This window comes from Mycobacterium noviomagense (assembly GCF_010731635.1).
GTDB classification, from domain to species: domain Bacteria; phylum Actinomycetota; class Actinomycetes; order Mycobacteriales; family Mycobacteriaceae; genus Mycobacterium; species Mycobacterium noviomagense.
This window is the reverse complement of the sequence record NZ_AP022583.1, coordinates 3557979-3584303: the sequence shown is the minus strand read 5'-3', so window position 1 is coordinate 3584303 and position 26325 is coordinate 3557979. Positions and strand designations below refer to the sequence as shown.

The window sequence follows — 26325 nt, the reverse complement described above, 5'->3', positions numbered from 1 at the left end:
GCTACACCGCGCGCTGACCGAATGCTCGCCGCGGCGGTAGCCGCACCCCGAGCCGCCTCGCCAGTCGATAACCGGTCAGACCAAGTTCACGGATTCGCTCAGGCCGCAGGCCCGACTGCAGCGCCCGGTCGAGCATGCCCGCCATCCGGTGCCCGGGCTCGCAGCGCAGCGCCGCCTCCAGCGACACGCCGGCCAGCGGCCCGTCGCCGCGGGCGTAGGCACTGAACGCCAACAGGACCAGCGCCTCCACCCGCCACGGCTCCGGTAGCCGGCGCGACAGCACCGCCCACAACGACTCGGCCTCACCGGCGTTGACGCCGACCGCAAGCGCATACATCGTGTCGCGGACCTGAACATCGGTCAGCGCGCAGGCCAGCCTGGCCAGCTCGGTCGTGCACAGCTGTCGATTGTCGGCGACACGAGCAGCGGCGGCCATCATTTCCTCGACGTCGTGGCGCGCTGTGCCATCGGGGTCGAGGCGATACGCCTCCTCCCGTGCCGCCGCTACCTCGGCGATCGCAGCGGCCAACTCAGCGCTGCCGGCCGTGTCGTCGACCGCGATCACGGCCTGGAGATCGGCGCGCCGGGCGTAGAGCCGTCGCCCATCCAGCACCGCCGCCACTGCCAGCGGCGACGCCGAGGGATCCTCGACTGCACCACCGGCACCGCAACCGTCGACGCAGTGCCAGCGGCCGTCGGTCGCCACCCGATCCACCACGTGCGCCGCCCACAACACAATGTCGTGCTGCGACAACGCGTCAGCGAGCGCCGTGCACAGTTGGCGGTACTGCTCGCCGCACACCGGGCAGCGCGCACCGTCGGCGTCGATGATTACCGCAATCGCGGCCTCGGGCTCGGCGGCGGCGGCGACCTCGGCGAGGTGGGTGAGCCGCTCGGTCAGGTCGTCAGAAAGGTCCACCCGCATCACCGCACCCATTTCGCCGCCGTCGATCGACACCAGCACCAGCGACTTTTCCGGCACGAAACCGAGGACGGCCGGTAACGCGGCAATCAGCGCACCGGGGCGGTCGAGTTCAAAGTCGGATCGATGTTTTGTCATGAGCCACACGCTGGCAACCATCACCGTCAACCGGCACGCCGGCGACCTCACCCAGCGGCGCGGTTGTGGACGAAATCGCGACTGTGTGTCGTGCGGTCGCGCGGCGCTGATGACTGTTCGGGCTGCAGGAAATGCCGAACCGGCGTAGATGTCTACTCATGGGTTCGATGCTGGAATACGACGTCGTCGTCCTCGGGTCGGGACCGGGCGGGCAGAAGGCCGCAATCGCCGCTGCCAAGCTCGGCAAGACGGTGGCGGTCGTCGAACGCGGCCGAGTGCTCGGCGGGGTCTGCGTCAACACCGGCACGATTCCGTCAAAGACGTTGCGCGAGGCGGTGCTCTACCTCACCGGCATGAGCCGACGCGAACTGTACGGCGCGAGCTACCGGGTCAAGGACAAAATCACGCCGGCCGACTTGCTCGACCGCACCCAGCATGTCATCGGCAAGCAAGCCGATGTGATCCGAACCAGTTGATGCGCAACCGGATTGATCTATTCATCGGCCACGCCCGGTTCGTCGACCCGCAGACCGTGCTGGTCGAAGACCAGTCTCGCGGAGAGCGAACCACGGTCAGCGGCAACTACATCATCGTCGCCACCGGCACCCGGCCGGCGCGGCCCGCCGGCGTGGAGTTCGACGAGGAACGGGTGCTGGACTCCGACGGCATCCTCGATCTCAAATCGATCCCCTCGTCGATGGTCGTCGTGGGCGCCGGCGTGATCGGCGTCGAGTACGCGTCGATGTTCGCCGCGCTGGGCACCAAGGTGACCATCGTCGAAAAGCGGGAAACAATGCTGGAATTCTGCGATCCCGAAATCGTCGAGGCCCCGCGGTTCCACTTGCGCGACCTCGCCGTGACGTTCCGGTTCGGCGAAGAGGTGACGGCTGTGGATGTGGGTTCGGTCGGCACGGTCACGACATTGGCCAGCGGCAAACAAATTCCCGCCGAGACGGTGATGTATTCGGCGGGACGCGAAGGCCAGACCGACGACCTCGACCTGGCCAACGCCGGCCTGGAAGCCGACAGCCGCGGACGCATCTTCGTCGACGACCAGTTTCGGACCAAGGTCGACCACATCTACGCCGTCGGCGACGTTCTCCGAGGCCTACAAGGTCGCCACGCTGGACGTGCGCAACAAAATCCGGGCGCTCAACCAGTTCCGCCGCTAGCCGGGCGTGATCTAGCAGCCATCGTCGAAGTCTGGTGCCGCGGCATCACCGGGGCCGCCCGCCTCCGCCCTCGCAAGCAACTGCGCGACGTGCTGATCGAACGGCGCCGAGTAGGACAGCTCCTCCCCGCATCCGCCGCCATCGAGACCGCCGATCACCCCGATGACCGTCGAACCGCTGATCCACGGCGCACCGCTGGTGCCGTCGACCAGCCCGGAGCATGGCAACGACGGGTAACCGTCGGCGGTGACCCCGGTGCCGGCCTGGCAGCCGATCGGCGTGCCGCCCACACCGGCGGGGTACGCCATGACGCGGACTTGGCTGCCGCGGGCCGGTGCGTTGCCCAACGACAGCCCGGAGCCGGCCTGGGCTTCGACCGAACCGCCGGCGGGCCGGCTCACCCGGGCAATCGCATAGTCGGCGTGTGGATCTCGCCCCGCGACCCAGCGCGGGTCGAGATAGACAGCGTCGACGGTCCAGATGTCGTCTGGTGCGGCTTGGCCGGCGAAGCCCGGAACGAACGTGGGCGGGGTATTGCCGCCAAGGCAATGCGCAGCGGTCAACACCAAATCGCCCCCGCTCGAGTGCAGCACCGAGCCCGTGCAGGTATGCAGGTCGCCGCCGCCGAGGAACACTGCGCCCACCCGCGGGTCGGGAGCTACCGGACCGGCGACGACCTGCGGCACGGTGTGGCTGGCGCGCTGCTCGTGCGCACGGGAGGTGCCTGCAGGACGGGCCGGCTGACCGCAAGCCGACACCAGCAACGCCAAGCCGACCGGAACACCCAGCACCGCCGCCATCACTCGCATCGATATTCATCATGCACGAGCCCGGCGCTAGGGCGCCCGGGCTACGCCTGACGGTCGGGCCGGTGACCGCGAGCGGAATGCGGTCCCCCGGCTCCCGTGTTTCGAAACGTACAGGCGGGCTAACTAGTGAGCCGGATCAACTTTTTGGCACCTGTCGCTGTGAGGGAAACTAGTGACGTGGCGCGGCATAGGGTCGTGACGAGGAGGCACAACGATGGCCGACGAACGAAAGCAGCCCTACCACCCTGAGCAGGCGGGGATGTACGAGCTTGAGTTCCCCGCGCCGCAGTTGTCGTCGCCTGACGGCCGAGGCCCGGTCTTGGTGCACGCGTTGGAGGGCTTCTCCGACGCCGGTCATGCAATCCGGCTGGCTGCGGCCCACCTCAAGAATTCGCTGGACTTCGAATTGGTGGCGTCGTTCGCGATCGACGAGCTTTTGGACTATCGCTCGCGCCGACCGTTGATGACGTTCAAGACCGACCACTTCACCCACTACGAGGACCCGGAGCTGAGCCTGTATGCGCTGCACGACAGCGTCGGGACGCCGTTTCTGCTGCTGGCCGGCATGGAGCCGGACCTGAAGTGGGAGCGTTTCGTCACCGCGGTGCGCCTGCTCGCCGAGCGGCTCGGCGTACGTCAGACCATCGGTTTGGGCACGATCCCGATGGCTGTTCCGCACACCCGACCGATCACGATGACCGCACATTCCAACAACCGCGAGCTCATCGCCGACTTCACCCCGTGGATCGCCGAAGTCCAAGTGCCCGGCAGCGCGTCCAACCTGCTCGAGTACCGGATGGCCCAGCACGGCCACGAGGTCGTCGGGTTCACCGTGCACGTCCCGCACTATCTGGCCCAAACCGACTATCCGGCCGCCGCGCAGGCGCTGCTGGAGCAGATGGCCAAGGCGGCTGCACTGGACTTTCCGCTGACAGCGCTGACCGAAGCAGCAGCCGACATCCGGGCAAAGATCGACGAACAGGTCGAGGCCAGCCCGGAGGTGGCTCAAGTGGTGGCGGCCCTGGAGCGCCAGTACGATGCGTTCATTGCCGCCCAGGAGAACCGGTCACTGCTGACGCGCGACGGGGATCTGCCTAGCGGCGAGGAGCTCGGCGCGGAGTTCGAGCGGTTTTTGGCCCAGCAGGCGGAAAAGAAGCGCAAGGACGACAATCCGAGCTGAAGCGTTCAGACCGGCCCGACAGTGGAGTTGGCGACATGAGCAAGCGAAAGCCCAACCTGCGGCCGGTGCGCGAGGTGACGCCGACACTGCAGTTTCGCACCATCCACGGCTATCGACGCGCTTTCCGGATCGCCGGCTCGGGGCCGGCGATCTTGCTGATTCACGGCATCGCGGACAACTCCACCACATGGGAAACCGTGCAAGCCAAGCTCGCACAACGTTTCACCGTGATTGCGCCCGATCTGCTCGGCCACGGCCAGTCGGACAAACCGCGGGCCGACTACTCGGTGGCGGCGTATGCCAACGGGATGCGCGATCTGCTGAGCGTGCTGGACATCGACCGGGTCACGGTGGTGGGCCATTCGCTCGGCGGCGGGGTGGCGATGCAATTCGCTTACCAGTTCCCGCAATTGGTCGACCGGCTCGTCCTGGTCGCCACCGGCGGCGTCACCAAAGACGTCAACATCGTGTTGCGCTGCGCGTCGTTGCCGCTGGGCGGCGAAGCTCTGGCGTTGCTGCGGTTGCCGCTGGTGCTGCCGACGCTGCAGATTGCCGGACGCGCCACGGGCCGGCTGTTGGGATCGACCGCCCTGGGCCGCGACCTTCCGGACGTGCTGCGGATACTGGCTGACCTGCCCGAGCCGATGGCGTCATCGGCGTTCACCCGGACGTTGCGCGCGGTGGTGGACTGGCGCGGCCAGATGGTGACCATGCTGGACCGATGTTATTTGACGAAATCCGTTCCCGTACAACTTATTTGGGGCACAGGCGACGTGGTTGTGCCGGTCAGTCATGCGTGGATGGCGCATGCGGCGATGCCTGGCTCCCAGCTCGAGATTTTCGAAAACTCCGGACACTTCCCATTTCACGACGATCCCGACCGCTTCATCGAAGTTGTCGAACGCTTCATCGACACCACCGAACCGGCCGAATACGACCAGGAGTTGCTTCGCGAATTGCTGCGAACCGGCGGCGGTGAGCGTTCGGTCTCCGGCTCGGTCGACACCCGCGTGGCGGTGCTTAGCGCCATGGGTTCCGACGAGCGAAGCGCCACCTGATCTTCCGCGAGCACTGCGTCGTACAGTCGGGCGCATGGCCATCGACATCACGGTGCTCCGCGTTTTCCCCGACGCCCAGGGCAACTTCGGCAATCCGCTGGGCGTCATCGCTGCCAGCAGCGTAGCGCCGCCACGTCGGCAAAGCCTGGCACGGCAATTGGGTTACAGCGAAACAATTTTCGTCGACCCACCGGCGCCAGGCGCGACTACGGCGCACGCGCGCATCTACACGCCGCAGACGGAGGTTCCCTTCGCCGGCCACCCGACCGTGGGCGCATCCTGGTGGCTGCGCGAGCAGGGCACGCCGATTCGCACCCTGCAGGTGCCGGCCGGCATCGTGCAGGTCAGCTATCACGGGGAACTCACCGCGATCAGCGCCCGCTCCGAATGGGCGCCGGAATTCGCGATCTACGAGCTGGATTCGCTCGACGAGCTGGCCGCCGCCGACCCCGCTGACTATCCCGACGATGTCGCGCACTACCTGTGGACCTGGACCGACCGGTCGGCGGGACTGCTGCGGGCCCGGATGTTCGCCGGCAATCTGGGTGTGCCCGAAGACGAAGCGACCGGTTCGGCGGCTGTGCGGATCACCGATTACCTCAGCCGCGACCTCACCATCACCCAGGGCAAGGGCTCGGTCATCCAGACCACCTGGAATCCGGAAGGCTGGGTTCAGGTTTTCGGCCGGGTCGTCAGCGACGGCGTCATGTACATCGTGTGAACGCGGCGCCGGTTCAGCTCGTCCGGCGCAACACCGCGGCCAAGTGATCCTGCACCGGCTGTCCGACCGCGCCCATCCGCAACGAATACGACAGCTCGTCGCCGCTGATACGGAACCGGCGGTCAAGGGCGGTGACCTCTTTGGCGCTCGGGGTCAGCCCGATCGCTGACGACGCCAGCTCGATGTCGATGCGGTCACCGCTCGTCGAGTATGTGCCCACCTCGATTTCGGTGATACCACTCGGATGGGCCAGCACCAGCTCGACCCGACCCGGCTGCGGCACCCGCAGATAACCGGTTTCGGCATGCAGCGGCTTGCCGTCGGCAGGCGCCTTGGTCTTCTGCCCGTAGATCAGGAAAGGCTTGCCGACATGGGAGAACACGACCTCTTCGAGATACTCGAACGGTTCGATGGTCGGGTACTTGCCAGAGCCTCGACCCGCCCAGGTACCCAGCAGCGGCGCCAACGCTTCAAGATCAGGGTGCAGTTCGGCAGGCATGCCGCAAGCCTAACGGCGACCGTGCGACGGCCTTTTCAACGCCCGCTCAATTCGGTGCGGACACCTTGCGGTGCGCCCGCAGCGCCTCGATCTCCCGCTCGAAATCATCTGCCGAAGAGAACGACCGGTACACCGACGCGAAACGCAGGTATGCCACCTCGTCGAGTTCTCGCAGTGGCCCGAGGATCGCCAGCCCGACTTCGTGACTGGGCACCTCGGGCGACCCCTTCGCGCGCACAGTGTCTTCGACCTGCTGGGCCAACAGGTTCAGCGCGTCGTCGTCGACCTGGCGGCCCTGGCAGGCCCGACGCACCCCGCTGATGACCTTTTCCCGGCTGAAGGGTTCGGTGACGCCGCTGCGCTTGACTACGGCCAGCACCGCCGTCTCCACGGTGGTGAATCGCCGCCCGCATTCCGGGCACGACCTACGGCGGCGAATCGCTTGGCCTTCGTCGGTTTCGCGGGAATCGACCACCCGGGAATCGGGATGGCGGCAGAACGGACAGTGCATGACCGCTCCTTCGTCCCGCCGGCGTACCTCGGACCACTCCGAGAGTACCTGTGTGCACGTCGGAAGCGCGAATGCCGGGGCGGACGGGCGTTCAGCGCTGCCTGCGGCGAGGGTCGTTGGGCAGGCAGCGTTTTCGCGCTGCACGGCGGTGCCGTCAGCCGACCGGCGCGATCAGCGTTTGGCCTGCGGTCAGCATCGGTGACTGCAGGTCGTTGAGCTCGCGGATGCGCTGCGCGACTTCGCCGACCGGTGCGTCGGGCGCCACCCGGGCGGCCAGGTGCGGCAGGGTCTCGCCGGCGTCGACTCTGACCACGGCAAGCCGATCAGGCATCGGCCCGTGCTCGCCGGCGGGTCCGCCGGCCATGTCGCCGACGTGCGCAATCAGCCCGAGCCAGACGGTGATCAGCGCGGCCAGCAGGGCCAGGCCCACCGTCGTGGCCGGTGTGATGGGACGCCTGCGGTGCGGGGCCGTGGACATCCACACACCGGTGCCGCGATAACGCGGCGGCGCAACACGCGGCCGTGACGGGCCAGGTCGCCGCTCGCCGCCCCAGCAGCGGGCGCGAAGGGGCTGCCCGCGATGCACGGCGTGCGGTCCCGTTGTCTGCATGAGCGTCATAGGTGCCTCCCATCAAGCCGGCGGTCGATCGCATGTTCGACTATATTCGATAGTGCGTTCGATTTCCGAACATGTGATCGAAATGTTGTCGAGCGGTTGAAACGGTAGGCGATGCCACCGACAAAACCGCCCGTCGCTGCTCCGCCCAGGAACGACTCGCCGCGACACGCCTCGAACAAACGTTTGAGTATCGAACGATTTGGGGCTACATTCGAACGCTATGAGCGATAGCAGCGACACCCCCACCGGCCAAGGCCGCCGCATGCAAACTGTGGACTCGGCGCTGACAGAGCGGCAGCGCACCATCCTGGAAGTCATCCGCGCCTCGGTCACCAGCCGCGGCTATCCACCGAGCATCCGCGAGATCGGTGACGCAGTCGGGCTCACGTCGACGTCGTCGGTGGCTCATCAGCTGCGCACGCTCGAGCGCAAAGGCTATCTGCGGCGTGACCCCAACCGCCCGCGCGCGGTCGACGTCCGCGGAGCCGACGACGCCGCGCCACCGGTTCTCACCGACGTGTCGGGGTCGGATGCCCTGCCCGAGCCGACGTTCGTTCCGGTGCTCGGGCGCATCGCCGCCGGCGGTCCGATCCTCGCCGAGGAAGCGGTCGAGGACGTCTTCCCGTTACCCCGCGAGCTTGTGGGTGAGGGTGCGTTGTTCTTGCTGCGAGTCGTTGGTGACTCGATGGTCGACGCCGCCATCTGCGACGGCGACTGGGTGGTGGTGCGCCAGCAGAACGTGGCTGACAACGGCGACATCGTCGCGGCCATGATCGACGGCGAGGCCACCGTCAAGACGTTCAAGCGCACTGGCAGTCAGGTTTGGCTGATGCCGCACAACCCGGCATTCGATCCCATCCCGGGCAACGATGCCGCGATCCTCGGCAAGGTGGTCACCGTCATCCGCAAAATCTGACAGGGGTCGCTGCGACCGCCTAATCGGCCTTCTAATCGGCCTTCGTGAAGCCGTTCGCGCGCGCGATTTCCTCACTGGCGAACCAGATTTCGGCGAACGCGTCGTCGTAGAGGGCGCTGTCCGGTGTGTAGTACAGGCCGAAGCTGGCGTTGCCTTTGACCGGGTAGCCCTCCGGCGCCTCGCGGGGGTCCTCGAGGGGAAGGTGGATGGCCGGCGTCACGGCGCTGACTGCTGCCGGCACCGCCAGCACGTCCTCGTCCTCTGCGGTCTCCACCGCCGCATGCCGCCCGGTTCTCACCGCGGGTTGTGGTGTGACCTCGGGTTCTGGTCTGACCTCAGGTTCTGGTCCGGGCTCGGGTTCTGGTCCGGCCTCGGGTTCTGGGATGACCGCGGGTTGCGCGCTGAGCTCGGCTTCCGACGGGATGCGGGTCGGGGCGGTGTCGACCTTGTCCGGGTCCTCGACGCCGATATCCTCGTCGAGGTCGGACGGCTCAGCGCCCGCATGCTCGGCGCCAACCAAGCCAGCCTCCGCCTGCTCTGCCGTCGGCCTCCAGCTCTCGGGCGCCGCGTGTTCATCCGGTGGGGCCGTCGCCGGCCTGCGCTCCGGCGCCTCCGGATAGCCGGCGGCAAACTCCGACGAGCCGACGTCGCGGTCGGCGTCGGCTGACCAGCGGTCGTCGGTGCTCGCAACGGGCTCGTAGGCCCTCGCGGCCCGGGCGTCGCGATGTCTGCGGGCGGCAGCGCGGCGAGCCTCCATGCGGCGTCGCCGCGCCCACAGCGTCGCCAAGGCCAGCAGACCAACCAGGAGCAGCACGGGGATGGCCACCAAAAGCCACCACCAATGCCACGTCCGTGCGGCGCCCGCGGGCGCCGCCGGTCGGCTCGGCTGCGTCTGGCCCGGCACGTGCAGCCCGGCCAGCGACGACGCCAAGTTGGGCGGCTCGGTGGTAAAGACGTTCTTGGCCCGGTTCCAGGAGACCTTGCCGCCCGTGAATTTCTGGGACACCACGTCGCCGTCGACCGCTTGGTCACCCACCGGTGCGCCGAGCGTGCCTTTCGCGCCGCCCAGCTTGTCCCACGCCGCCTTCATGGCCCCGCGGACCACGAATGCACCGTGAGCAGGCGTCCAGAAAATAACCGGCTTGTCGGACGCGGAAAATGTGCTGACGCGACTTGTCGGCTTGATGGCGCCGTCGGTTTCGTTGGCCGTCGGAAGACCCAGGTCGCTGCCGGCCCCGCCGAGTGATTCGTATTTGGCCAGGATGTCGCTCTCCACCGCGTTAGCTCCGGTGGCCGGGCTGAAGAAGACCTTGCCGCCCGCGAACTTCTGCGCAATTGCGTTGTTGCCGACGGGGTATTGGCCGCCCTGTTTGGCGCCGAGGGGACCGGCGGCGCCGCCGGCCGAGCGCCAGGCCGTGTTGATCGCCGCGGTGGGGTCGATGGGCACCTGGAGGCCGGTCAGCTGCTGCACCAAGTCAGGCGGGACCGTGGAGAACACCTTCGTCAGCCGGTTCCACGACACCTGTCCGCCGGTGAACGACTGGGTGGAAACCTCACCGTTGTACGTCTCGTCGCTGACCGGAACGCCCAGCACCCCGCCGGAGCTGCCCAGCTTGTCCCAAGCGGCGTTCATCGCGCCGCGTACCACGAACGCGCCATGAGCGGCCGACCAGAAGATCACCGGCTTGTCGCTGGCGGCGAACGTGCTCACCAACGTGTCCGGTCCAGCCAGGCCCGGTACCTCGCTGATGGTGGGGAAACCCAAGTCGCTGCCGACAGGGCCGCCTAGCGATTCGTATTTGTCGAGGATCGGCCCGTAAAGCGATCTGGCCCCGGTCGCTGCGGTGAAAAACATTTTGCCACCGGCAAAGTCCTGAACGAAGCCGTCGCCGACGGCGTAGACGTCGCCTTGTTTGGGGCCAAGCCGCGAATCCGCGCCGCCGGCAGCTCGCCATGCCGCGGTGATCGCATCGTTGGCGTCGCTTTCCGGAGATGCCGCCGCACACGGCGCCAACGCCACCACAACTCCTGCGGCCGCCAGCACGAGCGCCGCACGCCTCAACATCCGACCTCGCCGCCCGGTCACCAACCCTCCCTGGCCGCCGCTATCGCTACTCGTGGATTGCATTCATCGTCGGGCTCTGACCCATTACGGACCTCGGCAGGGCCCGCGCTCGGCCGACACCACTTTGCTCCAGCCGGCCGCAATTGCGAAGTCACATCGCAGAGATTACGGAAAGAGATACCCAGCCGATGTCGAAATGATGCAGCGACGGCGCGTCGCGGGCGTGGCCCCGTACAGCTTGCACACGGATTGCGTTACCGTCCGGATTGAGTTTTGCCTGCGCAAGGATTGGGTTCTCCAACTGATGGGGACGACCCCATCCGATTGCCGGGGACCGCGCACGACGCATGCCGTGGGAGGACACACAGCTACATGGGTGTTTCCGGGCTGGTCTGGGCCCTGACCATCGCGATCATCGTCGGTTTGGCGTTATTCGACTATTTCTTCCACGTCCGCAGGCCACACATACCGACCGTGCGCGACGCAGCGATCTGGTCGACGGCCTATATCGGAGCGGCGTTTGTGTTCGGTGCAGCCGTAGTAATGCTCGGCGGCACGACAATGGGCATTGAATATTTCGCCTGCTATCTCAGCAACCAAGCTTTATCGGTCGACAATTTGTTCGTTTTCCTGGTGATCATGGCCAGCTTCGGAGTGCCCCGTGTTGCTCAGCAAAAGGTGCTGTTGTTCGGCATTGTTTTCGCGCTCATCGCGCGCACCGGCTTCATCGTTCTGGGCGCGGCGTTAGTCCGGATTTTCGACTGGGCGTTTTACCTCTTTGCGGTGCTCTTGCTGGTCACCGCAGTGTTGCTGGCCAAACCGGAGGCCACTGAGCGCCGCACGGCCGACACCTTGGCGATCCGCGTCGCCAAGCGGTTCTTGCGCACCTCGGACAACTACGACCACGACCGGTTGTTCATCGTCGAAAGCGGCAGGCGGGTGATGACCCCGATGTTGCTGGTGATGACGGCGCTCGGCGGCACGGATCTGCTGTTCGCGTTCGACTCGGTTCCGGCGCTCTTCGGTCTTACCCGAAACGTGTATCTGATATTCGCTGCTACCTCGCTTTCGCTGTTGGGGCTGCGCCAGCTGTACTTCTTGATCGACGGACTGCTTTATCGGCTGGTGTACCTGTCCTACGGGCTGGCGCTGATCCTCGCCTTTATCGGCGTGAAACTGATGCTGCAAGCGCTGCGTGAAAACAACGTTCCGTTCGTCAACGGTGGGAAATCGGTTCCGGGGGTGGAATTGAGCACCACCGTGTCGCTGACGGTGATCATCGCGATTCTGGTCGTCACGACAGTGCTGTCGTTGCTGTCAGCGCGGGGCCGGGCGCAAAACGCCGTCGCACGCGCCCGCCGCCACGCCATCGAATACCTCGACCAGCGTTACGAATCCGATCCGGTCGAACGGCAGAAGATCTTCGACCGGCTGCTCGACGAGGAAAACCAAATACACGCGCTGCCAAGTAAATATCGAGAGAAGGTCAGCAACGACGACGACCTGATGCAGCTGTTGCGCCAAGCTCACCAGGCGCACGACGCGCACAATGCGCGCTAGCGGACGCTAGACGCCGAGGCTGCGGCCGATGATCTCCTTCATGATCTCGGTGGTGCCGCCGTAGATCGTCTGAACCCGGGCGTCGAGATACGCCCGCGCAACCGGGTATTCGCGCATGTAGCCGTAGCCGCCGTGCAACTGCAGGCAGCGGTCGATCAGGTGCACCTGCTTTTCGCTTGCGTACCACTTGGCCATCGCGGCCTGCTCAGCGGTGAGCTTGCCGTCGAGGTGCAGCCGGATGAACTCGTCGACCATGATCCGCACGACGGTGGCCTCGGTCGCCAACTCGGCCAGCAGAAACCGGCTGTTCTGAAAACTGCCGATCGGACGACCAAATGCCTTGCGCTCCTTGGTGTATTGCACAGTCTGCTCCAGCATCGTCTCCATCGCCGCGGCGGCCATGATCGCGATCGAGATCCGCTCCTGGGGCAGGTTCTGCATGAGGTAGATGAACCCCTTGCCTTCCTCGCCGAGCAGGTTCTCGACCGGAACCTTGACGTCGGTGAACGACAGCTCAGCAGTGTCCTGGGCATCCAAGCCGATCTTGTCCAGGTGACGGCCGCGCTCGAAACCCTCCATGCCGCGTTCCACGACGAGCAGTGAAAAGCCTTGCGCGCCTTTGTCCGGATCGGTCTGCGCGACGACGATCACCAAGTCGGAATTGATTCCGTTGGTGATGAACGTCTTTGCCCCGTTGAGCACGTAGTGATCGTCCTGCTTGACGGCGCGGGTTTTGATGCCCTGCAAGTCGCTGCCGGTGCCTGGTTCGGTCATGGCGATCGCGGTGATCAGCTCGCCGGTGCAGAATTTCGGCAACCACCGTTGTTTCTGTTCGTCGGTGGCCAGCCGCAGCAAGTACGGCGCCACGACGTCGTTGTGCAGCCCGAACCCGATTCCGCTGTAGCGTCCCCTAGTCGTCTCTTCAGTGATGATCGTGTTGTAGCGGAAGTCGGGGTTGCCGCCCCCGCCGTACTCCTCGGGCACGGCCATGCCCAGGAAGCCCTGCTTACCGGCCTCCAGCCACACTCCGCGGTCAACGATCTTGGCCTTTTCCCAGTCGTCGTGGTACGGCGCGACGTGGCGATCCAGGAATGCCCGGTACGACTCACGGAACAGTTCGTGCTCGGCCTCGAACAGCGTGCGCTCGTACTTGACAGCAGTATCCATCAGGGACCTCCGGCGGCTCGGACTCTGCCGCCCAAGATATACCAACCGGATGGTTGGGCGGACCCTCGGTAGCGCCTATCCTCGGCGCCATGGCCGACGTGATCCGCGTACAAGAGCGCGGGCAGATCCTCGAGTTCTCGTTCGCCGACATGCTGCGTTATGCCGGGCCATATTCGCCTGCCGGCGTGGCCACCGCGTTCAAAGCCATGCAGCGCGCGTTTGGGCTGCTATCTGCGAGCGAACCGCCACAGCGGCGTTCGGTGAGGGTGCGCACCGCGTTCCAGGGGCCCGGGGCGCGCGACGGGTTCGAAGCCGTCACCCGCGCGGTCACCGACGGCCGCTACACGGTCGATCTCAGCTTGGCGCGTCCGGACCATGGCCGCCTGCGGCAAAGCTTCGTGTTCGAGCTTGGGATCGGCGACCGCTCTGCGACCTTGCTGCTGCGGGACGGCTTCGTCACCGACGAATTCATCGACCTCGCAACCAAAACCGGCCGCAGCCCCGACGAGGAAGCCCGCCTCGACGACCTGAAGACCGACCTGGCCGAGCGGCTGATGGCCGCGGCCGCCGAGGACGTTTACGAAGTGGACTGACTTCCCGCCGCCGCGAACTCCCGCAGACTGGCGGCCAGCGCCACCGGAACCCGGGCCTTGATCCGGGTGCCGTCGCTGTTGTGCTCGGCCTGCTGCACCCGCCCATCGGTGTGCAGCCGGGCCACCAGGTCGCCGCGGTGATACGGGATCACCACATCGACGGCGGTGTCAGTCGGTGCGGCCAACTCGGCCATCCTCCGACGCAGCGCGTCGATGCCTTCCCCGGTGCGCGCGGAGACGAGCACCGCGCCGGGCAGCGCACGCCGCAACTTGGCCAGCGCGAGATCGCCGGCCGCGTCAACCTTGTTGACTACCAGCAGTTCTGGCGCGGGATCGCCGTGATGGTCGGCGATCACCTCGGAAAGCACCTGACGCACCGCGCTGATCTGGGCGAGCGGGTTGACGTCGGCGCCGTCGACCACATGGACAAGCAGATCCGCGTCGACGACTTCCTCCAGCGTGGAGCGGAACGCTTCGACCAGCTGGGTGGGCAGGTGGCGCACGAAACCGACCGTGTCGCTGACCACGAACGGGCGGCCATCATCGAACTGCCCGCGGCGGGTGGTCGGTTCCAGGGTCGCGAACAAGGCGTCTTGCACCAGCACCCCGGCGCCGGTGAGCGCGTTGAGCAGGCTCGACTTGCCAGCATTGGTGTAGCCGACGATCGCGATCGACGGCATGTCGCTGTCCAGTCGGCGGCTGCGCTGGGTGTCGCGGACCTGCTTCATGCCCTTGATGTCGCGGCGCAGCTTGGCCATCCGCTCGCGAATGCGCCGCCGGTCGGTCTCGATCTTGGTCTCACCGGGACCGCGCAGACCCACGCCGCCGGTGCTGCCGCCGGCACGACCACCGGCCTGCCGGGACATCGATTCACCCCAGCCTCGCAGGCGCGGCAGCATGTATTCCATTTGGGCAAGCGAGACTTGGGCTTTACCTTCTCGGCTGGTGGCGTGCTGAGCGAAGATGTCGAGGATCAGCGCGGTGCGGTCGATGACTTTGACCTTGACCGCCTTTTCCAGCGCGGTCAGCTGTGCCGGGGACAGCTCGCCGTCGCAGATGACGGTGTCGGCGCCGGTGGCAAGCACGACCTCGCGAAGCTCCTGCGCCTTGCCGGAGCCGATGTAGGTCGACGGGTCGGGCTTGTCGCGGCGCTGGATGAGTCCTTCGAGGACCTGCGAGCCGGCGGTTTCAGCCAGTGCCGCCAACTCGGCCAGGCTGGCCTGGGCGTCGGCGGCGCTGCCCTCGGTCCACACGCCGACGAGCACGACGCGTTCCAGCCGTAGCTGCCGGTATTCGACCTCGGAGATGTCGGCAAGTTCGGTCGACAGTCCGGCGACCCGGCGCAGCGCCGAGCGGTCGTCGAGCGCCAACTCGCCCGTGCTGGGCTCAGCAGGGGGGTGACGGGGAGCTTCGGGATATGTCATAGGCAATTAGAGATGGTGCACGCCGAATCGGCGACGCGCATCCGAATTAACGCTGCTGCCCGCGCCACCATTCCTCACTCAGTTCGCCGTGAGCGACCAACTCCGACGGCCCGCGCAGGTAGCTGGTGGCCTCGGTGAGCGTGACCACGACCTCGCCGCCGGGCACCCGCACGGTCAGCGTGCCGGTGGCGGCACCGTTGTGGGCCAGCGCCGCGACCGCGGCGGCGACGGTTCCGGTGCCGCAGGAGCGGGTCTCGCCCACACCCCGCTCGTGGACCCGCATCCAGACCGCGCCGTCGTCCGGTGCGGTGAGGACTTCGACGTTGACCCCATCCGGAAACTGCGCGCGGTCGAAGCTGACCGGGGCGCCGACGTCCAGAGCCGCCAACGTCTCGGCCGTGAACTCGTCATCCACGCACGCCAGATGCGGGTTGCCGACATCGACCGCTAGGCCGGCGAACCGCCGCCCACCAACCACCGCCTCCCCCGCGCCGAGCCGGTTGGCCTTGCCCATGTCGACGGTGATGTCGGCGGTGACGGGGCTGACGTGATGCAGGACGACCGGTCGAGCCCCGGCCAGCGACCCGACGACGAACTCATCGCGATGCTCGAGCCCGCTGGCCCGCAGGTAGTGCGTGAACACCCGCGCGCCGTTGCCGCACATCTGCGCCATGGAGCCGTCGGCGTTGCGGTAGTCCATGTACCAGTCGCCGGCGTCGACACCGTCGGGCAGGCGGTCGAGCACACCGGCGCTCTGCGCGGCTGCCGCGGTCGTGACCCGCAGCACCCCGTCGGCGCCCAACCCGCGGCGCCGGTCGCACAGTGCGGACACCGCAGCGGGGGTCAGCGTCAGCTTCGCGTCCAGGTCGGGCAGCAGCACGAAGTCGTTTTGCGTGCCGTGGCCTTTGGCGAAGATCACTTGCTCAGGATACGTCTCGGTACACCTCCAACACTGCGTCGACGAGGCGGGGCGCGGCAGCGTCGAGCCAGTGGATGCGGTGGTCGCGGCGAAACCACGAGCGCTGTCGCCGCACGTAGCGGCGGGTGCCGATGAAGGTCTGCCGGCGGGCGTCGTCGAGCAACTCCGGTGTTCCGCCGGCATCCAGGGCGGCGATCACCTGTGCGTAGCCCAGCGCACGCGACGCGGTGACACCGTCGCGCAGGCCTTGCTCCAGCAAGCCGATCACTTCGTCGACGAGACCCTGCTCGAACATGGTGTCGGTGCGCCGGGCCAGCCGCTCATCGAGAACCGAACTGTCGCAATCCAATCCGATGATGGCGGTGTCCCAGTGGGGCGCGCCGATGGCCGGTGCGGATGCACTGAACGGTTGGCCGGTGAGCTCGACGACTTCCAGCGCCCGCACGATGCGCCGACCGTCGGTGGGCAGAATCGACTCCGCGGCGGCCGGGTCGTGGCTGGCCAGCTCGGCGTGCAGCCTGGCCGCGCCGACCTCCGCAAGCCGCTGCTCCCATTTGGCGCGCACCGCAGCGTCGGTCGCCGGGAACGCCCAGTCGTCGAGCAGCGACTGGATGTAAAGCATCGACCCACCGACCACGACCGGCACCGCGCCGCGGGCCATGATGGCTTCCACGTCGGCCGCCGCGGCCTGCTGGTAGCGGGCGACGGTGGCGGTCTCGGTGACGTCCAGGACGTCGAGCTGGTGATGCGGGATGCCGCGGCGCTCGGCGACGGGCAGTTTGGCGGTGCCGACGTCCATGCCGCGGTAGAGCTGCATGGCGTCGGCGTTGACGATTTCGCCGCCGAGCCGCTCGGCGACATCGAGCCCCAGCTGCGACTTGCCGGTGCCGGTCGGCCCGACGATCGCGAGCGGTCGGGTCACGGCTGCCAGATGCCGGCGAAGTAGCCCACCCCGTAGGGCGCTCCGCGGTAGAGCTCCTTGGCCGATCGCGGCGCCGGCTCGGCGAGCCCGGCCAGCACCTGCAACGGCAGGCGCCCGACGACCTGGTCCGGCAGCCGGGCCAAGGCAGCCAGATCACCGCACGCCAGCGCGTCGTCCAAGGCGCGTTGAACGTCGACGTCGCTCGGCTGGTAGCCACCGGGCGCGGCGGCGGTCAGGGTGTTCGCGCCGTCGGCCACGATCAGCACCCCGATGGGCTCGGCGATTTGGTCGATCTCGGCGCGCAGTTGCCGGCCTCGGTCCAACGCAGCGTCGACGTGGTGGCCGGCGGCGTAGACCCGCACCTCGGCCGACGCCTCGGGCTGGGCCTGCTCACGCACCCACGCGGTCATCAGGGCACACAGCGGCAGGTTCCCGGGTTGTCGGTCAGCTTTGGGCGCCAGCCGCACGGGCAGCTCGACGCCGAAGCCCCCAAAAGTACCGATGTTGTCGGGCCCGACCACGCGGTCAATCGGCCCGGCACCCACAGCAATCCAACGCGGCGGCAGCGAGGCGGCAGCGGCCATCACCGCCTCGCGCAAGTCGGCTATCTCGGCGGCGGCTGCTCCGGCCAGTTGCGGGACCAGCACAGGCGCGGACGGAATGATCGCAATGGCGCCCAGCACGCCACCAAAACTAACGTCCTGGCGACATTGCGGGTTGGCGGGTGGCCGCCATGTCGTCGCTGCGGTCGAGTGCCACCGTGGCCGCCTCGTCGCGGGCCAGGGCCACCGTCGCGGCAAGCATCACCACCACCGCGACTGCCAAGGTCGACCAGCCCGCCTGGCCCGGACGCAGCACTTCGCCGAGCATCGCGATGCCGAGCACCGAACCCAGCAGCGGCTGGCAGACGGTCAATGTCGGCAGCGATGCGGTCAGCGCGCCAGCGCGAAACGACGACTGCTGCCACACCGTCGCACCCAACCCGGCCAACAGCCAGCCGTAGAACTCCGGCGCCCGTAGCAGCGCTCCCACGCCACCGCCCAGCGCCCCCATGACCCCTTTGGTCAGCACCGCAAACAGCGCCCACGATAAAGCGGAGGCGATTGCCAGGAGCACCGCGACTATCGGACCGGAGCGCCTGCGCGCAGCCACCAAGCACGCCACCAACGCCGGGCCGATGATCAAAAGGGTGATCGCCCAGGTAGCTATCGAGGCCCGCGCGTGACCGGCCGACGGATGCCCGATGGTTACGACGATCGCGACCGCACCGGCCAACAACGCCGCCCATATCCACTCACGTTTGGTCATCCTGCGGTGATTCACTCGGGCGTTGATCGGCAAGGCGAACAGCAGCGCCGTCACCAGCAATGCCTGCACCAACAGCACCGATCCCAAGCCCAAAGCCGCGGCCTGCAAGCCGAAGCCGACGGCGCCGACCAGACTTCCCACCCACCACCATGGGTAGCGCAGCAGCCTTGCGAACAACCCCACATGACCGACCGGTTTGTCGGTGACCTGTCGCGCGGCGCGCTGATGGATCACGTTGCCGATCGCGATGAACACCGCAGCGCTCAAGGCCAGTAGCGCCGCAATATCCGCCTTCGGCATGCTGACCTCCCCACCGACAATCTCTCGGCATACCAACTGTGGCATGAACATGCTGCGGCGCTGGGCAACGACGTGCGGCGCGCCGGGAAACCGTCAGCCGCTCAGGTGTTCCGGCGAGGCCTTTGGCTCGTCTCCGGCTAGCACGTCGCGCCCCGCGCCCGCCGCCATAGTGGCAGCCTCACCGCGAGCCAGAGCCACCGTCGCGACCAACACCAGAACCGCGGCCGCGATGAGCACCACCCACTCGACGCCGTCGGCGCGCAACGTCTCGCCCAGCACGGTGACTCCGAGCACCGTGGCCACTATGGGCTTTGCCACGGTAATCGTCGGCAGTGACGCAGTCAGGGCACCGGCGCGAAACGCCGACTGCTGAAAGATCATTGCGACCAGCGCCGCGAGCACCCAGGCGTACAGCTCCGGTGTTCGCAGCAGCTCACCAGCGCCGTGTTCAAGCCGATCGACGATGCCCTTGGTCAGCACCGCGAACAACGCCAACGATGAACCCGACACCACCGCAAGCAGTACCGCGGAGGCCGGGCGATCCGACCAGATCTGTGCGCCCACCACACACAACGCCAACGCCGGCCCCATCACAAGTGCGACCACGAGCCAGGCTGCCGCCGAGCCGTGGGAGTAGCCGGCCGTCGGATCCCCGACCGCGACGACTACCGCCAACGCCGCCGCCAGCAATACCGCCCACATCCACTCCCGGCCGGTTATCCGGTGACCGGTCACCCACGCATAGATCGGTAGCGCGAACAGAATGACTGTCACCTGCAGGGCCGTGACCAGCATGACCGAGCCTTTGTCCAGCGCCGCGGCAATTAGGCAGTAGCTGGCGATGTCCCCCAATCCGCCCAGCCACCAACGGATGTCGCGAACCAACATGCCGAACAACGTCAAGTGGCCCACGGGTTTGTCGGTGATCACCTGCGCGCACCGCTGACGCACCACACTGCCGATCGCGGCTGCCAACGCAGCGCATAAGGCGAGCAGCGTCGCAATATCGGTGTTCGACATGGGTGACCTCCTCGCCGACGTCCGGCCCGGAAGCCGTCACGCTTACTGACTGTTCATCTACTGTTCCCCGACCGGCCCAGAAACACTCTATTGCGCTCGCCACTCTCGGCAACTGCCGTCGCGAGGCCGAAACGAGCCGCTGTCAACCCGCCGTCCCACGACGGCGCCGGATGCACTTCGGCGCCGGCGGCCATCGTGGCGGCCTCGCCGCGGGCCAGGGCCGTGGTCGCCGCGATTATCACGAGCACCGCCGCTATCAGCACCACCATCTCAGGTCCGGGGGTCTGCAAGGTTTCGCCGAGCACAACGACGCCGAGGACAGAGGCCACGACCGGCTCCGTCACCGTCATCGTCGGCAACGAGGCGGTCAGTGCGCTGGCCCGGAAGGACGACTGCTGAAACACCGTGCCGACCAGGGCCGCCAGCAGCCAGGCATACAGCTCCGGCGCGCGCAGCACCGCTCCCAAACCCCGTTCGAGCACCTCGACGATGCCCTTGGTCAACACCGCGAACAGCGCCCACGCCGACGCCGAGACCACGGCCAGCAATACCGCGGCCACCGCTCCCGAGCAGATCCGCGCCCCCAGCACACACAGCACCAAGACCGGCGCCATCACCGCGGCCACCACGGTCCACGTATCGGCCGACCCCCGCTGCACACCGGCGGTCGGATCACCGACGATGACGAAGACCGCGACCGCACCGGCCACCAACGCCGCCCACAGCCACTCCCAGCGGGTGACCCGGTAGCCGGTCAGCCGAGCATTGATCGGCAATGCGAACAGCAGCGCGGTCACCTGCAGCGCCTGCACTAACACCACCGAACCCAGCCCTAACGCCACAGCTTGCAAGCCGAAACTGGCCACTGCCGCCACGCCGCCCAACCACCAGCGACCGTCGCGCAGCGACATGCGGAACAGCTCCCAATGCCCCACCGGTTCGTCGGTGATCTCCCGCGCAGACCGCTGGCGAACCACATCCCCCGCCCCGGATATCAGGGCCGCGATCAGGGCAAGCAGCGCCGCGATATCCACCTTCGCGATGGGTGACCCCCTTAACTTGTCGCGGCTCGAGGCCGCCCGCGTTTCCTTGCCGTTCACCTACCGATTCGCGAAGACTCCATTGTGCGCGCGACGCCGCTGCAGCGGAACGACATCGATATCGCGTGTCACATCTGTCCCACAACAGCCGGCTGGACTGGACACCACACCGGCGGACGGGCAACCAATCGTGCGCGCGCGCTGCGCGTCAAGCTGCTTCAATAAAGTTGGGACCGGTCAGCAGTACCCTTCCCGAGGTTGTAGCTGATGGCGCCGCGATGCGCGGCAAGTGCGCGGAGGACTCCGCGCGAAGGGTGGTGACGGTAGCGCATGACGGCTGAAGAGCCCCGCAGCAACGAATCGCCCCGTCCGGTTCCTCGCCCGGGCCCGCGTCCCGGCCCCCGACCGACACCCCGACCCTCCCCGCACCCCGCCCCGGTAACGCCCGTCAGCGATCCACGCCGGTTCGGCCGTGTCGACGACGACGGCACCGTGTGGCTGGTCACCGCCAGGGGCGAGCGCATCATCGGTTCCTGGCAGGCCGGCGACACCGAAGCCGCGTTCGCTCATTTCGGCCGGCGCTTCGACGACCTGAGCACCGAAGTCGCATTGCTGGAGGAACGGCTGGCATCCGGCACCGGTGATGCCCGCAAGATCAAAGCCACGGCGGCGGCCCTCGCCGAGTCGTTGCCCACAGCGAATGTGCTCGGCGACGTCGACGCGCTGGCGGCCCGGCTGTCGACCATCCGCGAGCAAGCCGAGGCCACCGCCGCCGCCGAGCGCGTGCGCCGCGAGGAGCATCGCGCCGCGCAGACTGCGCGCAAAGAGGCGCTGGCGGCGGAAGCCGAAGAGCTGGCCGCCAACTCGACGCAGTGGAAAGCCGCGGGCGACCGGCTGCGGGCGATCCTCGAGGAATGGAAGACGATCACCGGGCTGGACCGTAAAACCGACGACGCGCTGTGGAAGCGGTATGCCGCCGCACGCGAGACGTTCAACCGCCGGCGCGGAGCCCACTTCGCTGAGCTGGACCGAGAACGGTCCGCGGCCCGCGAGGCCAAGGAGCGGCTCTGCCAGCGCGCCGAAGAACTCGCCGAGTCGACGGATTGGGGCGCCACCAGCGCCGAATTCCGCAAGCTGCTGACGGAATGGAAGGCGGCGGGACGAGCCGCGCGCGATGTCGACGATACGCTGTGGCGCCGCTTCAAAGCCGCCCAGGACACGTTCTTCAAGGCGCGCAACGCCGCCACCGCCGAGCGGGACGCCGAACTGCGCGCCAACGCCGACGCCAAAGAATCGCTGCTGGCCGAGGCCGAAAAGGTGGACACCAGCAACCCCGACGCCGCCAGGGCCGCGCTGCGGTCGATCACCGAGCGGTGGGATGCGATCGGCAGGGTGCCGCGGGAGCGGTCCGCCGAGTTGGAGCGGCGGCTGCGGGCGGTGGAGAAGAAGGTGCGCGACGCTGCCGATTCGGGCTGGGCCGATCCCCAGGCGCAGGCGCGCGCTGAGCAATTCCGCGCCCGCGCTGAGCAATTGGAACGCCAGGCCCAAAAGGCCGAGGCCGCAGGGCGCACCAAGGAAGCCGACGAGGCGAAAGCGAGCGCCGAACAGTGGCGGCAGTGGGCTGAGGCAGCCGCCGACGCGCTGACCCGCAAGCCTTAGGGTTGCTCGCGACCGGCGTCCGGCGGTTTGTTCTCGTCGTGGTTGTCCAGGCTGTCCAGCAGCGTTTTGGATTGCTGGCGCGCAGCGGCGCGGCGGCGCTGTTCCTCGGCGGCGAGCTGAACGATGGTGCGCGACCACACCACGCGTGCCCAGTGGAACGTCAAAACGATTACGGTGATCCACGAAATGATCAGTCCCACACCAGGTCCCGGGTGACCTGCTGCCACGGTTTGCCGCGACCAGACCGCCAGCAGACCGACCGCGCTGGCGACCGCCGAGCCCGCCAGCGCTACCCAAGCCAACGCCCATCGCCGGGTCACCAACGCCAGCATCGAGAAACCGACACCGAACACCAGTGTGAGCCAGCCGAATACCCGCGACGGCAACGCCAGGGCGGCAGCCGCCGCGCCGTGGCTGGCGAAGAGCACATCCCATCCGCGGACGTTACCGGTGTGCGGCAGCATGAACGAGCCCAGCAGCACGAACACCAGGATCGCGACGATGAAACCTCTTACGCCGGGGTCGATCTCACGCGCAATGCGGCGCTCGGCGTCTTCGATATCGGAGCGGAAGGCGTCGAACTCACCTGAGTGCTCGTCGTCGGTCATCGGCTGCACCCGACGGGTTCGACGGAAGGCGCCGGCCGTCCGATGGCGGGCATACCGAGACCCACGCCGCTGGGGCGCTGCTCGTACATGTCACCGGCGCGGGTGCGGCGATGCGAGATGATGCCCGCGTCTGCGATGAGGTGGTGCGGCGCAGCGCCGGTGACCACGGTCGTGACGATGTCGCCGGGACGCACCCGCTGACCGCCGGGTGCGAAGTGCACGAGCCGGCCGTCGCGGGCCCGCCCGCTCATCCGTTCGGTGCGACTGTCCTTGCGGCCTTCGCCGGAGGCGACGAGCAGTTCGACGGTGTTGCCGATCTGGGCGCGGTTTTCCTCCAGCGCGATCCGCTCCTGTAAGGCCACCAGCCGTTGGTAGCGCGCTTGCACAACGTCTTTCGGCAGCTGCCCGTCGAGGTCGGCGGCCGGTGTGCCGGGGCGCTTGGAGTACTGGAAGGTGAAGGCGCCGGCGAAGCGGACCCGCTGCAGCACCTCCAGGGTGGCGGCGAAATCCTCCTCGGTTTCACCGGGAAAGCCGACGATCACGTCAGTGGTGATGGCGGCGTGCGGCATCGCCGCACGAACCCGGTCGATGATGCCGAGGTAACGCTCGGCGCGATACGAGCGCCGCATCGCGCGCAAAATACGGTCGGAGCCCGACTGCAGCGGCATGTGCAGAGCCGGGCAGACGTTAGGGGTTTCGGCCATCGCGTCGATGACGTCGTCGGTGAACTCCGCGGGGTGCGGTGATGTGAAGCGGACCCGTTCGAGCCCGTCGATGCGTCCGCAGGCCCGCAGCAGCTCGGCGAACGCGCCGCGGTTGCGGGGCAACCGCGGGTCGGCGAACGAGACCCCGTAGGCGTTGACGTTCTGGCCCAACAGCGTGATTTCGAGCACGCCCGCGTCGACCAACGACTGCACCTCGGCGAGGATGTCGTCCGGGCTGCGGTCGACCTCCTTGCCGCGAAGCGACGGCACGATGCAGAACGTGCAGCTGTTGTTGCAGCCGACGGAGATGGAAACCCAAGCCGCATAAGCCGATTCGCGTGCCGCCGGCAAGGTGGACGGGAAAACCTGCAACGCCTCCGCGATTTCGACTTGGGCCACCTTGTTGTGACGCGCCCGCTCCAGCAGGGTGGGCAGCGACCCGATGTTGTGGGTGCCGAAGACCACATCGACCCACGGCGCCTTATGCACCAGCGCGTCTCGGTCCTTCTGCGCCAGGCACCCGCCGACCGCGATCTGCATGTCGGGGTTGTCCCGCTTGCGGGGCGCCAGGTGGCTTAGGTTGCCGTAGAGCTTGTTGTCGGCGTTCTCCCGGACGGCGCACGTGTTGAACACCACCACGTCGGCGTCGGCGCCCTCGGGGGCCCGCAGGTAGCCGGCGGCTTCCAGCAAACCCGCTAACCGCTCGGAATCGTGCACGTTCATCTGACAGCCGTAAGTGCGTACTTGGTAGGTACGCGCCAACCCCGACACGGGCCCGGTCAGGCCCGCCGCGTCCGCCGCCGTCGAAGTCACGGGCCCATGGTACGGCGGCTGGAGCCGGAGCTCGGCTACACCCGTCGACGCTCCCGCTCGGCGGCCAGCTCAGCGCTGACCACGTCAAAGGCCAAGGTTTGGTCGTAGCCGCGACGCACCAGCATGGCCGCCAACCGCCGACTCACCCGCGCATCGTCGTCGCCCAAGGTCTCGCGTCGCAACCTGGACCGCACCAGCTGCTCAGCCCGCTCCCGCTCCACACCGGCGTCGATTCCGCCCAGGACCGCAGTGATCACGTCGTTGTCGACGCCCTTGGTGTGCAGCTCAGCAGCCAGCGCCCGCTTGCCTTTTCCGGCGTTGGCTCGCCGGGAATGCACCCAGTTTTCGGCGAAGCCGGTGTCGTCGACCAGTCCGACGGCGGTCAGCCGGTCCAGTACCCGCTCGCTGATATCGGCCGGGTATCCCCGTTTGGCGAGCTGGCCGGCCAGCTCAGCGCGGGTACGGGACCGCGCGGTGAGCAGACGCAGACACAATGCCCGCGCCTGCTCCTCGCGAGACGGCTCAGAAATCGACGGGTGCGGGCAAGACGTCGTCATCGGTCACCACTGCGCCAATGCCGAGCTTTTCCTTGATTTTCTTCTCGATCTCGTTGGCCACGTCGGTGTTCTCCACCAGAAACGCGCGGGCATTCTCCTTGCCCTGCCCGAGCTGCTCGCCCTCATAGGTGAACCAGGAGCCGGACTTGCGGATGAAGCCCTGGTCCACGCCCATGTCGATCAGCGAGCCTTCCCGGCTGATGCCTTTGCCGTAGAGGATGTCGAACTCGGCCTGCTTGAACGGTGGCGACACCTTGTTCTTGACGACCTTGACCCGGGTGCGGTTACCGACCGCTTCGGTGCCGTCCTTGAGCGTCTCGATCCGCCTGACATCCAGGCGCACTGAAGAGTAGAACTTCAACGCCTTTCCGCCCGTAGTCGTTTCGGGAGAACCGAACATCACGCCGACCTTCTCCCGAAGCTGGTTGATGAATATCGCCGTGGTGCCCGAATTACTAAGCGCGCCAGTCATTTTCCGCATCGCCTGGCTCATCAGCCGGGCCTGCAGGCCGACGTGGCTGTCACCCATCTCGCCTTCGATTTCGGCGCGTGGCACCAGTGCGGCCACCGAATCGACAACCAGGATGTCCAGCGCGCCGGAGCGGATCAGCATGTCGGCGATCTCGAGCGCCTGTTCACCGGTGTCGGGCTGGCTGACCAGGAGCGAGTCGGTGTCCACCCCCAGCCTCTTGGCGTACTCGGGATCCAGTGCGTGCTCGGCGTCGATGAACGCCGCGATGCCACCCGCGGCCTGGGCGTTGGCCACCGCATGCAGCGCGACGGTGGTCTTACCCGAGGACTCCGGGCCGTAGATCTCCACGATCCGTCCGCGCGGCAGACCGCCGATGCCCAGCGCCACGTCCAGTGCGATGGATCCAGTCGGGATGACCGAGATCGGTTGACGCACCTCGTCGCCGAGGCGCATCACCGAACCTTTGCCGTAACTCTTCTCGATCTGGGCCATCGCCAGCTCGAGAGCTTTCTCCCGGTCCGGGGCTTGCGTCATGATGATGCCTCTCCTGTAGTCGGTGTTCGGTTGACCGGTGTTGGTCAGTGGCCGTGACGCTAGAACAGCCCACCGACAAGTCGACGTCTTCGTACGCTCACCACAGTAACGAACG

General features: G+C 67.3%; 25 protein-coding genes and 1 pseudogene. 8 read left to right on the top strand and 18 right to left on the bottom strand.

The annotated features are described in order from the left end of the window. Nucleotide 1 precedes the first annotated feature (1 nt). Nucleotides 2-1060, bottom strand: a complete 1059-nt coding sequence (locus tag G6N15_RS16960) for a DUF4192 domain-containing protein (protein WP_083086484.1) — start codon at nt 1058-1060, stop codon at nt 2-4. Nucleotides 1061-1227: 167 nt separating this feature from the next. On the opposite strand from G6N15_RS16960, the pseudogene G6N15_RS16955 reads away from it, so the two are divergent. After that, nucleotides 1228-2162: pseudogene (locus G6N15_RS16955) on the top strand (FAD-dependent oxidoreductase); the annotation flags it as partial. 81 nt (nt 2163-2243) lie between these two features. Here the strand turns inward: G6N15_RS16955 and G6N15_RS16950 are convergent. After that, the gene (locus G6N15_RS16950) at nt 2244-3041 is read right to left on the bottom strand and encodes a trypsin-like serine peptidase (protein ID WP_083086749.1); all 798 of its coding nucleotides are present in this window, start codon (nt 3039-3041) and stop codon (nt 2244-2246) included. 214 nt (nt 3042-3255) lie between these two features. Between G6N15_RS16950 and G6N15_RS16945 the strand changes: the two genes are divergently transcribed. From G6N15_RS16945 to G6N15_RS16935, 3 genes are read left to right on the top strand one after another with little or no spacing between them, the layout of a single operon-like run. Continuing rightward, the gene (locus G6N15_RS16945; protein ID WP_083086482.1) at nt 3256-4221 is read left to right on the top strand and encodes a proteasome assembly chaperone family protein; all 966 of its coding nucleotides are present in this window, start codon (nt 3256-3258) and stop codon (nt 4219-4221) included. 35 nt (nt 4222-4256) lie between these two features. Next, nucleotides 4257-5279, top strand: coding sequence for an alpha/beta fold hydrolase (locus tag G6N15_RS16940; RefSeq protein WP_083086480.1), 1023 nt, complete (start codon nt 4257-4259; stop codon nt 5277-5279). A gap of 34 nt (nt 5280-5313) precedes the next feature. Next, on the top strand, nt 5314-6000 hold the full coding sequence (locus G6N15_RS16935) for a PhzF family phenazine biosynthesis protein (RefSeq protein WP_083086478.1): 687 nt from the start codon (nt 5314-5316) through the stop codon (nt 5998-6000). A 13-nt stretch (nt 6001-6013) separates the two neighbouring features. Here G6N15_RS16935 and G6N15_RS16930 read toward each other — a convergent pair whose 3' ends face one another. The 3 genes from G6N15_RS16930 to G6N15_RS16920 form a co-directional block, all read right to left on the bottom strand. Continuing rightward, entirely contained in the window at nt 6014-6499 is a 486-nt protein-coding gene (locus G6N15_RS16930) for a peroxynitrite isomerase (protein ID WP_083086476.1), read from the bottom strand. Between the two features lie 46 nt (nt 6500-6545). Continuing rightward, a complete protein-coding gene (gene nrdR / locus G6N15_RS16925; RefSeq protein ID WP_083086746.1) occupies nt 6546-7010 on the bottom strand; it encodes a transcriptional regulator NrdR in 465 nt (154 codons plus the stop codon). A gap of 154 nt (nt 7011-7164) precedes the next feature. Beyond that, the gene (locus G6N15_RS16920; RefSeq protein WP_083086474.1) at nt 7165-7629 is read right to left on the bottom strand and encodes a LysM peptidoglycan-binding domain-containing protein; all 465 of its coding nucleotides are present in this window, start codon (nt 7627-7629) and stop codon (nt 7165-7167) included. A gap of 220 nt (nt 7630-7849) precedes the next feature. Here G6N15_RS16920 and lexA point away from each other — a divergent pair, with 220 nt between their 5' ends. Then, on the top strand, nt 7850-8545 hold the full coding sequence (lexA, locus tag G6N15_RS16915) for a transcriptional repressor LexA (RefSeq protein ID WP_083086472.1): 696 nt from the start codon (nt 7850-7852) through the stop codon (nt 8543-8545). Between the two features lie 31 nt (nt 8546-8576). On the opposite strand, the gene G6N15_RS16910 is transcribed toward lexA, so the two are convergent. Further along, nucleotides 8577-10631 carry an LGFP repeat-containing protein gene (locus G6N15_RS16910; RefSeq protein WP_083086470.1) on the bottom strand — a complete coding sequence of 685 codons (2055 nt, stop codon included), beginning with the start codon at nt 10629-10631 and terminating at the stop codon, nt 8577-8579. A gap of 351 nt (nt 10632-10982) precedes the next feature. On the opposite strand from G6N15_RS16910, the gene G6N15_RS16905 reads away from it, so the two are divergent. Then, nucleotides 10983-12170: a TerC/Alx family metal homeostasis membrane protein gene (locus G6N15_RS16905; protein WP_083086468.1), complete on the top strand. Its 1188-nt coding sequence runs from the start codon at nt 10983-10985 to the stop codon at nt 12168-12170. Between the two features lie 6 nt (nt 12171-12176). Here the strand turns inward: G6N15_RS16905 and G6N15_RS16900 are convergent, their stop codons facing one another. After that, entirely contained in the window at nt 12177-13337 is a 1161-nt protein-coding gene (locus G6N15_RS16900; RefSeq protein WP_083086466.1) for an acyl-CoA dehydrogenase family protein, read from the bottom strand. An 89-nt stretch (nt 13338-13426) separates the two neighbouring features. Between G6N15_RS16900 and G6N15_RS16895 the strand changes: the two genes are divergently transcribed. Next, nucleotides 13427-13930, top strand: a complete 504-nt coding sequence (locus tag G6N15_RS16895) for a hypothetical protein (RefSeq protein ID WP_083086465.1) — start codon at nt 13427-13429, stop codon at nt 13928-13930. Here the strand turns inward: G6N15_RS16895 and hflX are convergent. The 7 genes from hflX to G6N15_RS16860 all read right to left on the bottom strand — a co-directional run bounded on the left by hflX (nt 13915) and on the right by G6N15_RS16860 (nt 20866). After that, nucleotides 13915-15354, bottom strand: coding sequence for a GTPase HflX (gene hflX / locus G6N15_RS16890; protein WP_083086463.1), 1440 nt, complete (start codon nt 15352-15354; stop codon nt 13915-13917). The genes G6N15_RS16895 and hflX overlap by 16 nt on opposite strands. A gap of 46 nt (nt 15355-15400) precedes the next feature. Next, entirely contained in the window at nt 15401-16273 is an 873-nt protein-coding gene (gene dapF, locus G6N15_RS16885; protein ID WP_083086462.1) for a diaminopimelate epimerase, read from the bottom strand. Between the two features lie 4 nt (nt 16274-16277). Continuing rightward, the gene (gene miaA, locus G6N15_RS16880; protein WP_083086461.1) at nt 16278-17204 is read right to left on the bottom strand and encodes a tRNA (adenosine(37)-N6)-dimethylallyltransferase MiaA; all 927 of its coding nucleotides are present in this window, start codon (nt 17202-17204) and stop codon (nt 16278-16280) included. Further along, nucleotides 17192-17878: a class III extradiol ring-cleavage dioxygenase family protein gene (locus G6N15_RS16875; RefSeq protein WP_083086460.1), complete on the bottom strand. Its 687-nt coding sequence runs from the start codon at nt 17876-17878 to the stop codon at nt 17192-17194. Before G6N15_RS16875 ends, miaA begins: the two co-directional genes overlap by 13 nt. A gap of 10 nt (nt 17879-17888) precedes the next feature. Continuing rightward, the gene (locus G6N15_RS16870) at nt 17889-18803 is read right to left on the bottom strand and encodes a DMT family transporter (RefSeq protein ID WP_083086744.1); all 915 of its coding nucleotides are present in this window, start codon (nt 18801-18803) and stop codon (nt 17889-17891) included. A gap of 93 nt (nt 18804-18896) precedes the next feature. Further along, nucleotides 18897-19823, bottom strand: a complete 927-nt coding sequence (locus G6N15_RS16865) for a DMT family transporter (RefSeq protein ID WP_083086459.1) — start codon at nt 19821-19823, stop codon at nt 18897-18899. A gap of 53 nt (nt 19824-19876) precedes the next feature. After that, complete coding sequence (locus tag G6N15_RS16860) at nt 19877-20866, bottom strand: DMT family transporter (protein WP_139797756.1); 990 nt, start codon at nt 20864-20866, stop codon at nt 19877-19879. Between the two features lie 327 nt (nt 20867-21193). Here G6N15_RS16860 and G6N15_RS16855 point away from each other — a divergent pair, with 327 nt between their 5' ends. Continuing rightward, nucleotides 21194-22522, top strand: a complete 1329-nt coding sequence (locus tag G6N15_RS16855; RefSeq protein ID WP_163748115.1) for a DUF349 domain-containing protein — start codon at nt 21194-21196, stop codon at nt 22520-22522. Here G6N15_RS16855 and G6N15_RS16850 read toward each other — a convergent pair. From G6N15_RS16850 to recA, 4 genes are read right to left on the bottom strand one after another with little or no spacing between them, the layout of a single operon-like run. Next, a complete protein-coding gene (locus G6N15_RS16850; RefSeq protein ID WP_083090103.1) occupies nt 22519-23130 on the bottom strand; it encodes an Rv2732c family membrane protein in 612 nt (203 codons plus the stop codon). The genes G6N15_RS16855 and G6N15_RS16850 overlap by 4 nt on opposite strands. Beyond that, the gene (miaB, locus tag G6N15_RS16845) at nt 23127-24647 is read right to left on the bottom strand and encodes a tRNA (N6-isopentenyl adenosine(37)-C2)-methylthiotransferase MiaB (protein WP_083090102.1); all 1521 of its coding nucleotides are present in this window, start codon (nt 24645-24647) and stop codon (nt 23127-23129) included. Before miaB ends, G6N15_RS16850 begins: the two co-directional genes overlap by 4 nt. 35 nt (nt 24648-24682) lie before the next feature. Beyond that, the gene (gene recX / locus G6N15_RS16840) at nt 24683-25204 is read right to left on the bottom strand and encodes a recombination regulator RecX (protein WP_083090101.1); all 522 of its coding nucleotides are present in this window, start codon (nt 25202-25204) and stop codon (nt 24683-24685) included. Then, nucleotides 25170-26210, bottom strand: coding sequence for a recombinase RecA (gene recA / locus G6N15_RS16835; RefSeq protein ID WP_083090100.1), 1041 nt, complete (start codon nt 26208-26210; stop codon nt 25170-25172). Before recA ends, recX begins: the two co-directional genes overlap by 35 nt. Nucleotides 26211-26325: the final 115 nt, after the last annotated feature.